General features: G+C 43.0%; 13 protein-coding genes. 2 read left to right on the top strand and 11 right to left on the bottom strand.

Annotated features, from left to right (window positions below; translation table 11 throughout):
• Positions 1-31: 31 nt before the first annotated feature.
• Together UXZ23_RS02045 and UXZ23_RS02040 are read left to right on the top strand one after the other, a co-directional pair.
• Positions 32-3,226, top strand: coding sequence for an outer membrane lipoprotein-sorting protein (locus tag UXZ23_RS02045; protein ID WP_320818991.1), 3,195 nt, complete (start codon positions 32-34; stop codon positions 3,224-3,226).
• Between the two features lie 53 nt (positions 3,227-3,279).
• Positions 3,280-4,554, top strand: a complete 1,275-nt coding sequence (locus UXZ23_RS02040) for a DUF1302 family protein (RefSeq protein ID WP_320818990.1) — start codon at positions 3,280-3,282, stop codon at positions 4,552-4,554.
• 15 nt (positions 4,555-4,569) lie between these two features.
• On the opposite strand, the gene UXZ23_RS02035 is transcribed toward UXZ23_RS02040, so the two are convergent.
• The 11 genes from UXZ23_RS02035 to rlmB all read right to left on the bottom strand — a co-directional run bounded on the left by UXZ23_RS02035 (position 4,570) and on the right by rlmB (position 14,683).
• Positions 4,570-5,028: a MarR family winged helix-turn-helix transcriptional regulator gene (locus UXZ23_RS02035; RefSeq protein ID WP_320818989.1), complete on the bottom strand. Its 459-nt coding sequence runs from the start codon at positions 5,026-5,028 to the stop codon at positions 4,570-4,572.
• 220 nt (positions 5,029-5,248) lie between these two features.
• Positions 5,249-6,256, bottom strand: coding sequence for an LLM class flavin-dependent oxidoreductase (locus UXZ23_RS02030; protein ID WP_320818988.1), 1,008 nt, complete (start codon positions 6,254-6,256; stop codon positions 5,249-5,251).
• A 93-nt stretch (positions 6,257-6,349) separates the two neighbouring features.
• The gene (locus tag UXZ23_RS02025) at positions 6,350-6,820 is read right to left on the bottom strand and encodes a hypothetical protein (RefSeq protein ID WP_320818987.1); all 471 of its coding nucleotides are present in this window, start codon (positions 6,818-6,820) and stop codon (positions 6,350-6,352) included.
• A 186-nt stretch (positions 6,821-7,006) separates the two neighbouring features.
• A complete protein-coding gene (locus tag UXZ23_RS02020) occupies positions 7,007-7,774 on the bottom strand; it encodes an EAL domain-containing protein (RefSeq protein WP_320818986.1) in 768 nt (255 codons plus the stop codon).
• A gap of 323 nt (positions 7,775-8,097) precedes the next feature.
• Entirely contained in the window at positions 8,098-9,651 is a 1,554-nt protein-coding gene (gene ahpF, locus UXZ23_RS02015; RefSeq protein WP_320818985.1) for an alkyl hydroperoxide reductase subunit F, read from the bottom strand.
• A gap of 551 nt (positions 9,652-10,202) precedes the next feature.
• A complete protein-coding gene (gene ahpC / locus UXZ23_RS02010; protein ID WP_320818984.1) occupies positions 10,203-10,760 on the bottom strand; it encodes an alkyl hydroperoxide reductase subunit C in 558 nt (185 codons plus the stop codon).
• Positions 10,761-10,969: 209 nt separating this feature from the next.
• Positions 10,970-11,623, bottom strand: a complete 654-nt coding sequence (locus UXZ23_RS02005) for a DUF799 domain-containing protein (RefSeq protein ID WP_320818983.1) — start codon at positions 11,621-11,623, stop codon at positions 10,970-10,972.
• Entirely contained in the window at positions 11,620-11,988 is a 369-nt protein-coding gene (locus UXZ23_RS02000; RefSeq protein WP_320818982.1) for a DUF4810 domain-containing protein, read from the bottom strand. Before UXZ23_RS02000 ends, UXZ23_RS02005 begins: the two co-directional genes overlap by 4 nt.
• Positions 11,989-12,004: 16 nt before the next feature.
• Positions 12,005-12,700: a CsgG/HfaB family protein gene (locus UXZ23_RS01995; protein ID WP_320818981.1), complete on the bottom strand. Its 696-nt coding sequence runs from the start codon at positions 12,698-12,700 to the stop codon at positions 12,005-12,007.
• A gap of 133 nt (positions 12,701-12,833) precedes the next feature.
• Positions 12,834-13,901: a mechanosensitive ion channel family protein gene (locus tag UXZ23_RS01990; RefSeq protein WP_320818980.1), complete on the bottom strand. Its 1,068-nt coding sequence runs from the start codon at positions 13,899-13,901 to the stop codon at positions 12,834-12,836.
• Positions 13,902-13,933: 32 nt separating this feature from the next.
• Positions 13,934-14,683, bottom strand: a complete 750-nt coding sequence (gene rlmB, locus UXZ23_RS01985; RefSeq protein WP_320818979.1) for a 23S rRNA (guanosine(2251)-2'-O)-methyltransferase RlmB — start codon at positions 14,681-14,683, stop codon at positions 13,934-13,936.
• Between the last annotated feature and the right edge of the window lie 6 nt (positions 14,684-14,689).

The following is a 14,689-nucleotide window of genomic DNA, read 5'->3' as shown; positions in this document are numbered from 1 at the left end:
CATTACGTCTAATAACAATGGAGGTTGGTCCATGAGAAACGACACTGCCAGCTGGCGATTTTTTTCAAATCTGTTCAGGAATCCAATTATTTTGGTAATTGTTCCGCTCATCTTTTTTATAGGTGCCGCGAGCTTTTTGCCAACAATAGTGAAAGATACACGCGGGGATGCGTTCCTTTCTCCTGAAAATCCTGCGCTGCTATATCGCGAGAGAGTTCGCGATCAATTTGGTTTAAACGATCCAGTTGTGGTCGCAATAAAAGCCGACATCTACACCCCTGAAGTACTTCAACTAATAGCTAGCTTAACGAGCACATTACAAGACTTTGAAAATATTAAGGAAGACAAAGTCTTTAGTTTGGCTACAGAGAAGAACATGTTCGGGGATGATGGAAGCTTAATAGTTGAGGATTTTCTTGATCCTATGCCGTCGTCGGTCTCGGAGGCACTTCTAGTTAAAAAAGCTATTCAGAATTTTCCACTTTACAACGGTAGTATCGTATCGAAAGAAGGTGATGTTGCTCTTATAATTGCTGAGCTATGGAATCAGGATATATCCAATCTAACCTACAAGCAGGTCAACGATTTAACTTCTGCGGAAGTTACTAAATTTAATGAAGAGCACAATACAAGTATCGAGTCCTACGTTGCTGGCGAAGGCGCTATTGCTGGCTACCTCGGTGAGTATATCGATAATGATATGAAGATATTGAACCCAATTGCAGGACTAATTATCTTCACAGTCGTAGTCATCTGCTTCTCAGCACTCAGTTCAGGTTTACTGGCTTTGATGATGATTGCCACCACGGTTCTTTCTACTATTGGCATTATGGCAGCTTCTGGAGTTTCGTTTTACGTTATTACCAATGCTTTACCCGTTATCCTTATTGGCATTGCCGTTGCCGATACTATTCATATATTGGGTCATTATTTCGAACTTCAGGCAGATACAAAGCGTGATATTAATCGTGACTTAGTTATTGATACGATGGCGGAGATGTGGCGGCCGGTTGCACTAACCTCTCTAACGACGATCGCTGGCTTCGCTGGGCTTTATCTTGCATCGGACATGCCTCCATTTAAATTTTTTGGTCTTTTCGCTGCCGTTGGGGTTGCTCTTGCATGGGTCTACTCTATGACCCTACTCCCTGCAGTGCTCATTTTAACTAAACCCAAAGCGTCTAAGCGCTACTTACAGAATTACCTAAACAACGATGACAAAAAGCGAGATATATTTACGCGCTTCATCCAAAAAATTGGCACTTTGTCATTAAAGTACTCTAAGTCAGTTGTAGTAATAGGTTGCATGATCATTGCGATAGGAGCGATCACGGGCTCAAATATTGTTATTGATGAAGACCGAATAGATACCTTTAATAAAAAAGAACAAATTTATAAGGCCGACAAACTCATCAACGGCCATACAAATGGCGCAAATAACTTAGATATCATTGTCGAAACTAATGAAAAGGAGGGTTTATTTTCACCACAAGCTCTACTTAAAGTAGAAGCTTTGCAAAATTACGCTCTAGCTTTTGACGATGTCACTAGTGCTACATCTATCGTTGATTATCTTAAGCAAATGAATATGTCGCTTAATAATAGCGACCCTTCCGCCTATGTATTACCTAGCGATCGTAAGAGCATTGCGCAGTACTTCTTAATCTATTCAGCTTCAGGTGAATCAACAGATTTCGATGAAGAGGTCGATTATGACTATAAAGTAGCTAACGTACGACTCACATTTAAGACTGGAAGCTATCACCGTAATAAAGAAATTGTTGAGAGCCTAGAAGCTTATATTGGACGCGAGTTCAACGATGAAAATATAACGGCAACTATGACTGGCCGCGTAACCGTTGATTACTTCTGGATACGAGACCTAGGAGATGGTCACTTCTTCAGTCTTGGTATCGCTTTAGTTCTCGTACTATTAGTGTCCGCACTCATGTTCCGTTCAATGCTCGCAGGAATATTCACACTAATACCTGTTTGTACCGCACTACTATTTGTCTACGCGACTATGGCCATCCTAAAAATTCCACTAGGAATCGGTGCCTCTATGTTTGCATCAATAGCAATAGGCTTAGGAGTAGACTTTTCGATCCACACAATTGATCGCATTAGAGAGTTATTTCGTACAGAGGAGAACATAGATGGGCAGCCCGATCAAAATGTCGATGACTTAATCGCCAAGTTATATCCAAGCACGGGACGAGCATTACTCTTTAACTTTATCGCTCTTGCGTGTGGATTCGGTGTTCTGATCGCCAGTAGTGTAGTGCCGCTAAATGAGTTTGGATCTATTGTTGTAGTTGCCGTTGTCGGTAGTTTTTTGTGCAGCATGACCCTACTTCCTGCACTTATTAAGCTGACCAAACCCGCCTTTATACATGGTGCAAAAGAATCACTTGTGATTCCGCTATCAAGCACTGCCATTCTACTTATCGTAGCGGGTACATTAGGCCTCGCTAACAAATCTGACGCCAGCGAGAGCTTGATAAACGTAGAAGAAATTGTCACCAAAATCGTTCAGGTAGACGAAGGGGATCACGTTACTCGTAGCCTCAGGATGCGTCTGATTAACAAACAAGGTAAGGAGCGCATCAGCGAAACTACAATTTATCGTCGCACTTTAGACGAAGAGAAGAGAACCTTAGTTGTTTATAATCGTCCGACTAACGTAAAGGATACCGCATTCCTTACCTATGACTATCAATCCCCTGAGCACGAAGATGATCAGTGGCTATATCTACCAGCCACTAAAAAATCAAGACGGATATCTGCATCAAATCGTGGCGACTACTTTCTAGGCACTGATTTCACCTATGAAGATATTAAAAACGAGGGAAAAATGGAGTTGTCAGATTATAACTTCACTCTATTAGGTAGTGTTCAATACGAAGGTCAGGATGTTTTTCAAATTCGTGCCATACCAAAATCGGATAAAATAGCCGACGAACTCGGCTATAGTCGCACTGAATTTCTAGTTGATAAGACCAATTGGATTATTGTTAAGAATGATTATTGGGATGGTAAGGATAAACCGCTAAAAACCATATACCTTAAAGATCTAGAAAAAATTCAAGGAATATGGAGTCGTAAGAAACTAGTGGTGATGAACTATAAAACAGGTCATACGACCGAGTTTATTTTCTCCGACATTGATTATGATACAGAAGTTCCCGAATCAATATTTGATGTTCGGGCGCTATCGCGTCGCTAATAATAATGAAATAACTATTTAATTTTTGTGGGCCAACGGTGAAAAGGTTTGAAATGCTTAAAGAAAATAAGAATCTCGGTCTGTATTTCGGAATTACCGCTCTGATTTTTAGCCCACAAGTTTTATATGCAGGTGACATATCTATAGCTAATCAAGTAGTACACGAAACATCGATAACTCAGAATGATAACCTCGATGAGGTTGATGTAGTTAAATCGGAAAGCTTATTGAAATCCGATATATATGGTGAATTTAACCAAATAGGTTTCAAAATTGACGTCCGATTCCGTTATGATCTTGAGAACGAAATAGATAGTCGACAATCAGAAATTCAGTTTAGAGAGGCCTTCGTAGACTTGGAAACACAAGAAATCTACTGGCGTCTTGGGAAGCAAACTATTGTTTGGGGTGCAAGCGATGGCTTACGACTACTGGACGTTATTAATCCACTGAATTATCGTGAATTTATTCTTGATGACTTCGATAATTCACGGATCTCGCTTACATCTGCTAGCGCGGACATTCCTATTAGCGATGGCAGCTCTCTTACTGTCATCGTCATACCAGAGCTTAAATTCAATCAATACGCCAAAACTGGCACACAGTTTGAACTAAGCCATCCGTTGCCTGAGCTATCGCAAATGGCAACCTCATTGCAGGTCAATTCAGCAAAAGAACCACAGCAATCATTACATAATAGCGAACTGGCATTGCGCTATGCGACTTTCGCATCTGGCTGGGATATTACCTTCAATTACTTTTACCATTATCAAGATGACCCTGTTGTCTTCATTGACATTGATGGTGGTGCGGTAAGCGTCAACCAAGAGTACAAGCGTAATACTCTTATCGGCGGCACAGCGAATAACGCCTTTGGAGATTTCGTACTAAGAACTGAATTTGTTTTAAACAACTCGCGCTATTATTCAACAGACAATCCTGATCAGCGATTTATCAATAAAGCGCAAGAACTTCAATACGTTATCGGTTTGGATTACTCAGGTATTAGCGACACCTTAATCAGTGGCCAATGGTTTCGACGCCAATTGTTAAGTTACGAACAAGATATTACAGAAGATGCCGTAGAGAATACGCTCACATTATTGTTACGCCGCTACTACGCCAATGAAACGATTATATTAGAGGCCTTGGCCTTGCATTCCTTAGATAACTCGGACGGTCTGGTAAGACCAAAAGTGAAGTACGAACTCAGTACTTTTGTTCAACTTGAGTTAGGTGCAGATATATTTTATGGAGTCCATCGCGGCTTCTTTGGCCAGTTTGCGGCCAAAGATCAAATAACATTAGGTATTAACATTGGATTTTAGTATGAAGGGATAGTTTTAAATGGGAGTGCCGCACTTTTCGACGATCGTATCACTTAACTCAATAATTTGGTCTGCGATGCTACTACCGAGAGTTTCTCTCATTTCGTTTTGCGCTAACTTCCAATGCTTTTCTCCAGCTGAAAACATTATATTTCCCTTAGCTGAAAGCGAGAGTAGTTTTCGACGACGGTCCTCCTTATCTTCCTTCATAACAACCATGCCATCGCTAACCAATTTTTTAAGGTTACGGCTGAGAGTCGTTTGGTCTAACACGAGGATGTCTTGAATCACCTGACTAGTGCAAGTCCCCGCATAATGCATCGCTCGCATGACCGAAAACTGACTGACGGATAAACCGCACTCAGCAAGGTGGCGGTTATAGACATGGTTAATAACTCGATCTGCTTTACGCAAACTAAGATTGAGACAAGGTTCTGGTGCCATAGGGCTTACTGGTGAGTTTTCTTTTAGCATCGGTTTAGTTTATCTCGTTTTTCTAGTATTTCAAATGGCAATCATATATGGCCGTTGGGTAAGACCCAATTGGCCCAAACATCAACATAAGATATTTCTGGGAAATATCACTTTCAATTTACGACATTTGTTGACTTATTTACTCAAAAAATAGAAATCATTTGATAACCATAATTATTCGTATACATAAACTTTGATTTCTATTTTCAAAGTCTATGTTCTAGTTAGAAATATCTAAGCCTTTCAATAATGTCAACGCATGCAAACGCTTATCTCGATCATAGATATCATTTGTAAACATAAGCTCATTGATTTGAAACTGCTTAAGTATCGTTTGTAATTTAAAGCTAACTGTCTTTGAATTACCAACAACTGACAGTGCTAAAAATTTTTCTACTTGGCGCTTACTTGCATAATCCCAGTGAAGATCCATATCGGTAACAGGAGGTGGTAGATACAGTGGCTTACCATACATAAGCGCCAATACCCTTTGCTGCGAACTAGTACTGAGGTAGTGCGCCTCCTTATCCGTATCTGCAAGAATTAGCGGCAAGCATAAGATTGCGTAAGGGCGCTGCAAAGTTGACGATGGCTTAAATAAACGTCTATACAAACTTAAAGCTTCTTGAGCTAAAGCAGGTGCAAAGTGCCCAGCAAATGCATAGGGCAGTCCGCGTTTAGCGGCCAACTGCGCACTGAATAAACTGGATCCTAAAATCCAAATTGGTACATTAGTATCACGACCTGGGTATGCATGTACTTTACCTAGGCTAGCATCAACATCTTTTCCCAACAGTCGTTGCAACTCAGCAACTTCTTCCGGGAAATTATCGGCGCGACGTTCATCTCGATACAAAGCTCGACTAGTAAGCGGGTCAGTACCCGGTGCTCTACCCAGTCCCAAATCAATTCGGTCAGGGTATAAGGAAGCCAAAGTACCAAATTGTTCGGCCACCACCAATGGCGGATGATTAGGTAGCATAATGCCGCCAGAACCAATGCGCATTAGCTCGGTATGTGCCGCTAAATCGCTTATAAGCACGCTAGTCGCGCTACTCGCTATACCTTCCATATTATGGTGTTCGGCTAACCATAGTCTGGTAAAACCTAATGTATCAGCATGCTGCGCATAGCGACGTAGCTCTAACAATGTTGTGGAAATATCAGAGCCGGTAGGAACCGAGGCCAGCTCTAACAAAGAGAAAGGCATTTTCTCTAAAACAGACATAGACCCAGCCTCTATAAAATAAGGATCAAAGCCTGACAGAAAGCCTAGCTCGCGTCTGCCTGGTTTTAAGGAACAGATTGTTACCGCACGGGCTTATAACTCTTTAACGGCGCCTTTACCGGTTAAATATATAAATAGACCTAGAGCCGTTAACAATAGCGCGGTACTTGCGATGATCGCCACGGGATAATACAAGTTACCCGCCAATTCTAGCTGGCTATATTTGATAACCATAATTAATCCCTCAAGTGATAAAGCGACACAAACCATGCCGATGAAACGTGGCAGTGTTTCACGAAGACTGGATACGGCATCTTTTTCTTCATCATCGTTGGGCGATGCATATTCTTTCTTAACCACTAATGCCAACTCAAACACCGCCAGCGCTATAACCCCAGTATTAATACTCCCAAGAAGTACAGTGGTGATATCTTCTTGATTGATTATCCCTTCGCCAACATTTACAAACAACGAAAAAATAATAACCGCCGTAAGACAGAAGAATATTACGGTAAGCGTTTTGGCAAAAATCATTTTCGTCAATTGTGCGCTCGATTTTTTCATTATTAGTCTCAATTAAGTGTAAGATTGCAATCCAGTCAATATAGGAATAACTGGAAAAGTTGAGAAATTTTTCAAGGAATAACGTTCAAGTATTGATAAATATACACTGAAGTCTATGCACTTATAACTACAGGTCACTAAACCAGCTAGTCATTCGAACAATACTTTGCAAGGTAGAATGACACACTAGAAGGCGTTAAAATCGACTTCTGGCAATTGCTCAAAGGCTGGTTTGGCAAAAAGATATCCTTGCATCAACTCGACACCAGAATCTCGAAGCCACTCCATTTCTTCAATCACCTCAATACCTTCGGCTAACGGTGTAATATTTAATTCATGGAGCATTGCCAATACATTCCTTATAATAATTTGTCGATTGATGTCTTTATGAATGTCTCGAATCAATCCCATATCAAGCTTAATAATATTTGTTTGGAAATCAGCCAGAAGTCCTAAACCTGAATTCCCAGCACCAAAGTCATCAACAGCCGTAATAAAACCCAACTCACTATAATATTCAACAATCTTTTTTATAAAAGAAGAGTCTTCAATTTTCTCCACCTCAGTAAATTCAAACATAATTTTATTGGCAGGAAAATTATATTTCTTAGCAGCATCTAAGGTTGTACGGATACAGCGTTCCGGCTTATATATAGCATTCGGTAAGAAGTTAATACTTAGCATTGAATCCAAATTTAATTTGGCAGCAAGTGCTATGGCCTTTATCCTACATAGCTGATCGAACAAATAGCGATTATCATCATTTACTTTCGATATTATAGAGAAGGCCGATTCATTATTTAAACCGCGAACCAAAGCTTCGTATCCAAATATGGTTTTATTTTTACAGTTAACAATAGGTTGGAATGCCATCGTAAAATCAAAATCAAGATGACCGTTGTGCGCACAATGGTCGCAAGAAAATCGATCATAGACTACTATTGCTTCGGTCATTGACATTCGCCCCCTCGTTATTTACAACTCAAACGTCTCATTTTTGATCACAAGCTTAGTAGTAAATACGGCATCCTGCTGAATCTCGTTACAAAAATGCGTATATCTCAGGAACTTTCATTAGCATCAAGATGTTAGGGACAAATGATTCGCACTCAGCAACTATCTCTAAATCATTGAATTCAGTTAGCACGACTGACTGTTACTGCCGACAAAAAACCGGCCCAAGACATTCATTGCCAAGGACCGGTCGGTTCCCAACCTGACGACGCCTACTTCATTCCAAGCGGACTCAGGGGTGCTGCGGGTTCAGTTGCGGATCATTAATTTCGAATTAAGTAATCAAAAGCACCAAGAGCAGCGGTTGCGCCTGCACCCATGGAAATAATGATCTGCTTATACGCTACGTTCGTACAATCGCCTGCGGCGAGTATCCCTGATACGTTGGTTTGACCATGACCGTCGATAATAATTTCACCACGCTGAGTCAGGCCTACTGTGTCTTTTAAGAATTCGGTATTCGGTACTAGGCCGATTTGCACAAAAATACCCGCTAATTCAACAACATGCGTCTCATCAGTGGCGCGGTCTTTGTACTGCAAGGCGGTCACGCGAGTACCATCACCCAGCACTTCGGTGGTCATTGCTTGTTTGATAATGGTGATATTACTCATGGATTGAGCTTTTTTCACCAATACCGCATCGGCGCGCAAGGTATCAGCAAATTCCAATACCGTGACATGCGCAACGATACCCGCTAAGTCAATCGCAGCTTCAATACCCGAGTTACCACCACCAATGACTGCAACTTTTTTGCCCTTAAATAGAGGGCCGTCACAGTGTGGGCAGTAGGCAACCCCCTTATTACGGTATTGCTCTTCGCCCGGCACGTTCATTTCTCTCCAGCGCGCACCAGTGGCCAAAATTACTGATTTACTGCTCAATACGGCACCGTTAGCCAATTCAACTTCGCTTAAACCAGAGTCGATTTTACGCACCGCCACAACTTTTTGCGTGTTCATAATGTCAACATCATATTCTTTGACGTGCTCTTCTAAATGCGCAACCAGTTTTGGGCCCTCGGTATACTTCACCGAAATGAAGTTCTCGATACCCACGGTATCAGACACTTGGCCACCAAAACGCTCAGCAACAATACCGGTGCGAATGCCTTTACGCGCGGCATAAATCGCAGCGGAAGCGCCAGCAGGACCACCACCAACAACCAATACGTCATAAGGTGCTTTATCGGCCAGTGCCGCCGCCGCTTTGGCATCTGCTTCATCATCAACCTTGTTGAGTATTTCCGCCAAGGTCATTTTACCATTACCGAATAGCTCACCATTCAGGTAAAGCGATGGCACCGCCATAATATCGCGTTGCTTTACTTCATCCGGAAATACACCGCCGTCGATCATAGTGGCGGTGATTTTTGGATTCAGCGCCGCCATTAAGTTAGTCGCTTGCACGACGTCTGGGCAGTTGTGACACGATAGCGACACGTACACTTCGAAGTTCAGTTCACGGCTCAGCGACTTAGCTTGATCCTGCAAAGCCTGCGCTTCTTTGGATGGATGACTGCCCGCTTGCAATAGCGCCAATACCAAAGAAGTGAATTCATGTCCCATTGGCACACCAGCAAATGCAACACGGGCTTCTGCGCCTTCTTTGGCAATCGTCATCACTGGCGAACGACCACCGATCTTATCGGACGTCGTGCTCACAGAAATTTTTTCGTTTAGTGCCGCAATCTCGTTGGCTAACTCTTCTAGCTCCTTCGATTTTGGCGAATCATTTACAGACACCAATAATTCAATCGGATTACGCAGATTGTTTAAGTAGGCGCCCAATTGTTGTTTCATCGTTGCATCAAGCATGGTGTTTACCTTCTGTTATGAATTTCACTCTATGGACTTATAGTAGCGACGACCAATCAATAATTGAAATCAATGTTTTCTAAGACTTCGATAGGTTTTTACTAACAGCTATAAGCTGCAAGGCATTTTTAAGCATAACTAGGAACAAATGACCCGAGACACAACAAATGGGTAGGCGAAGGGTCGAACGAAAAAATAACGCCAGAGACAAAAAAGCCCCAGCTTACGCTGAGGCTTTATGTCTAACGTCTGAACGTTTGCGAGAAGCTCGCTTTTGCTCAGAAAATCTGGCAATACTGAAGCGATGAGCTGCTAGGCATTTTTAAGTGAGAACCCGAGACATACCAAATAGGTAGGCGAAGGGTCGAACGAAAAAATAACGCCAGAAACAAAAAAGCCCCAGCTTACGCTGAGGCTTTCTGTCTAGAGTCTGAACGTTTGCGAGGCAGGCTGTGCGAGGCAAAAGTTGGTGAAGAAGCGGAGTTTAGTTTCCTAAATGAGCATTCTGAACCAACTTTTAACAATGCACAGGCAACGCAGCTAGTTCAGATTTAGATCTTACCGACTAGGTCGAGTGAAGGTGCCAAAGTCGCTTCGCCTTCTTTCCACTTAGCTGGGCACACTTCACCTGGGTGAGAAGCCACATACTGAGCTGCTTTCACTTTGCGCATCAGTTCTTCAGCGTTACGGCCAATGCCTTCTGCAGTGATTTCCATCGCTTGGATGATGCCTTCCGGATCAACCAAGAAAGTGGCGCGGTCTGCTAGGCCTTGACCTTCGCGCATAACACCGAAGTTGTTGGTGATGTTGCCGCTTTGGTCGCCAACCATGTAGTAATTGATCTTGCCGATGGTTTCAGACGCATCGTGCCAAGCTTTGTGTACGAAGTGAGTGTCGGTTGATACTGAGTACACTTCTACGCCTAGCTTTTGCAATTCTTCGTAGTGATCAGCAACGTCGCCAAGCTCAGTTGGGCATACGAAAGTGAAGTCAGCTGGGTAGAAGAAGAAGATCGCCCACTTGCCTTTCACGTCTGCTTCAGTGATGTCTACGAATTCTCCTGCTTTGAAGGCAGTTGCGCTGAAAGGTTTGATTTCTGTGTTGATCATGGTCTAGCTCCATTGAGTGTGTTTTGGTAACAGTTGCCATAGTAGGGGAATAAAATCTATAAGTTAAATTAAGGTTTTTTAACAGGTCGATTAAATTTAACTATCGGCTTAAGCAAACGGCTATTTAAAAAATTAATCATCGAGCCAAATACAACAACGCAGATGATTGGCTCTCTTGTCGCACACTGGATAAATCGCGTTCTTTTCACTTACTTCGGATTAGACACAGGAGCATAAGGCCCCTTGAGCAATCCTTGGTTTGGAGCATTTAGCACAGTCTCATTGGCTGCTCGAGCCAATTGCGGTGTTGCGTCAGAGATGGAACCAACAATTTGATTTGCAACGGCACTCACCAGCATACCGACCAGACCACCGCCGCTCGCCCCTGGATCTTTTACTACAGAGGCTGCGCCATCCCAAAGCAAATTACCGGTGCGCGCATCAACCAGTTTCATGCTGACACTAACCATCGCCTTCGATGAGACGACATTGTACTTCTGCCCCCACTGATTGATATTCACGTAGAGGACAGCATCAGCCCCAATATTCTCGTAGATTTTATCCAGCGGAACATTGTTCATTTCTTCCGGTGTTGGCAGACCATTTTCTTTCATGAAATTATCAATCACTGCAACAGGAAATACGTAATAGCCCTTTTCCGCTAGTGGACGCGAAATAGTTGATAGGTAGATGTATGGTGCATCCACTTCAACGGTATTGTTCTTTGGTGGAATAACGACAATTGAACGAGGGCTTGCTGCTAGTAAGGCTTCGTAATTATAAGGCGGAGTACTGGCACACCCCGTAACAAGTGCAGTAGAAATCAGAGTAGAAAGTATCGCGATACGAGTTAAATAATTCATTGTTTTTTAACTCCATCAATGCGGCTCATCATGCCGTCGATGAAACTTGCCGATTCTGGGAATAACGTTTTTTCAGTTAAGAACGCTGCTTTCGCCTGACCAATATCCCCTTCTAACGCATACATATAACCCAAGTGAGCATGCACACCCGGAGCAATGGGCATATTCTTAGCTTCTGCTTTTTGTATATCAGTCGTTAACTTAGAAATTTGTGTGGTGGTATCAGCGCTGCCGGGATTGATGTACATGTCGTACACCAATCCCTCGTATTCGCCCCAATAAAATATTTCCTTCTTCCCAGCACAACCCGCTATGGTCATGAGAGATAAAAGACCAACAGCCATCAAACTGCGGCGCAATAACATATTACCGTTACCTGTTTTAATTGGCTTCTACTTTCCAGGAACCGTAATCAATATCACGAGCCATGTTATTGACGGCTTCTGTGATAGCGAAGTTCAATACCTTGCCATTGAGTGTTGCGTCATAGCTCGCGGTAGAACCAAAACCGATGACTTCACGATTACTCATTTCGTATTCGCCTGCAGCTTGAGTCGAATAAACGATTTCACCATTAACCACATCAACAATATTCAAAGTAACTTTAGCATAGGCGGTTTGTTTTTTGCCTGACCCTAAAATACCGAAAAATTGCTTATCGCCTGTTACTTTACGACCAAACTCTGTGACATCGCCAGTGACGGTATAACGTGCACCCGTCAACTTCATTTCAACGCCATTTAACTTGGCTTCGTTTTGCATGGTTTCGATATTTTCGCGATCCACAACTTTAAACCGATTAGTTTGCTGCAAATGGGTTTTCAGAATAGTTTTCGCCTGATTACCGAGTTTATCGTCGCCAGACGAAAATAGCCCCTGCAGATAGGTCGAACGATTTTGAAAGTTACCGACCACTAAGGTTGTTTTAACGCCGCTGTAATCGGATTTATAGGTTTCGACAGTTGCTGATTTTACCATTTGATGGGACTCAGTAGCCGTACAACCGGAAATTGCCACTGCCATCAGCATTGCAGCCCCAAGAGTAGAAAAATTAATGACAGTTTTGTGACATTTCATGAGCTGCAAATCCCTATAAATGAAAGACTAAACAATCCTACTCGGCTAGCTCTTGTTCAACAACTCAAAGACAACTAAAGGCGACTTTTTTGAAGAAAGGCTTTCAGAATCGAAAGCCTAGATCACAATAAAATTACGATTGAACAACCGCTGGCGGCAAACTATCGATGTGCAATGTTTGTGTTGGGAAGGCGCAATCGGCGTTGGCGTCATGAATAATGGCCATAACCTTGAGCAGCACGTCTTGTTTAATATCGTGATACTTCACCCACTCAGTGGTTTTAGTAAAGGTATAAATAAAGAAGTCGAGACTTGAGGCTCCAAAACCATTGAAGTTCACTATCATGGTTTGATTTTGATCGATCTCGTCGTGTTCGCGCAGCATTTTACGCACGGCTTCCATAATCGCCGGCACCTGACGTGCATCTTGATAACGGACACCGATGGTTTCATAAATACGGCGGTTCAACATACGCGATGGATTCTCAACCGCGATGCTAGTAAATACTGAGTTAGGCACATAAAGAGGACGCTTATCGAAGGTACGAATGCACGTGATGCGGAATCCGATACTTTCTACCGTACCTTCAATGCTGCGATCAGGTGAGCGAATCCAGTCGCCTACTTTAAATGGCTTATCCATGTAAATAATCATGGAGCCAAAGAAATTGGCGAGTAAATCTTTTGCCGCTAAACCAACAATCAAGCCACCCATACCACCAAAAGCCAAAATACCAGAAATGGAAATACCTAATAATTGGAATAGTGGCAAGATGATTAAAATAGTAACGCTCAACTTGGCAAGCTTACCTACTAGCTGCACGGTTGTTGGATCCATACCGCTAATCAGTTGATTTTCTTCAACGCGATTAATTAAGCGCCAAAGAGCCCACGCAGCCATAATCAACAGTGATAATTGTCGTACTGCAGAAATACTGTCGCCGATATCACGTTCGAAGTAGGTCGATGTAATATCGCCTGCCCAAGTAAAACCAACGACGACAATCATCCAAGTAATGGGCATGCCAATCGCTGCAATAACGACATCATCCCAATGATTTTGCGTATTCGCAAACACTTGCACCAAGCGCTTACGAGCAAAGCGCCAAAGTAATGAAACAACGACGGTAATTCCCAGCACAATGCTGATATCCCAGAACCAGTCGTAATTCTGCTGAATCAGCTCACCCCACCAAGACACGCGTTATCTCCTCTGCTTTTTATATAAATGAATTAGGCGGGAACGTTAATACGACGTTGACGCACTGCTTCGAACAAACAAACACCTGTGGCTACCGATACATTCAGCGAACTCACTTCTCCGGCCATAGGAATATTAATTAAAAAATCACAATGCTCGCGAGTTAAACGACGCATACCATTACCTTCAGCACCCATCACCAAGGCCAATGCGCCTGTTAGCGGTTGCTCGAAGACACTTTGCTCAGCTTCACCAGCAGTTCCACCAATCCAAATACCGCGTTCTTGCAGTTCTTTCATGGTACGCGCTAAGTTGGTCACTTGAATATAAGGGACGGCTTCCGCTGCGCCGCAAGCGACTTTAGCAACCGTGGCGTTCATAGGTGCGGATTTGTCTTTCGGTGCGATGACGACATGAACGCCCGCGGCATCGGCGGTACGCAAACAAGCACCGAGGTTATGAGGGTCGGTAACCCCATCTAAAATCAAGACAAAAGGATCGCCATCAATGGCATCAAGGATGTCGGGTAGATTCTTTTCAGACTTACCCTGCACTGGCTTACGCATGGCAATAATGCCTTGGTGATTGCCATCGACTTTCTGATTCATTAAGCCTTTATCGGCTTCACGAACGTCCATACCTTCGGCTTGGGCCACCTCTAACAAGCGCTGCATACGCTCATCTACACGGCCTTTTTGCACCCAAATCTCAACCACTTGATCAGGGCTACGCTGCAGCAGGGTCATCACGGCATGAATGCCAAATACTATGTCTAACTTCATGGGGGT

This window comes from Thalassolituus sp. (assembly GCF_034111725.1).
In the GTDB taxonomy this organism is placed as follows: domain Bacteria; phylum Pseudomonadota; class Gammaproteobacteria; order Pseudomonadales; family Oceanobacteraceae; genus Thalassolituus.
Note: the sequence above shows the minus strand (reverse complement) of the source record. Positions and strands in the feature narration are given on the sequence as shown.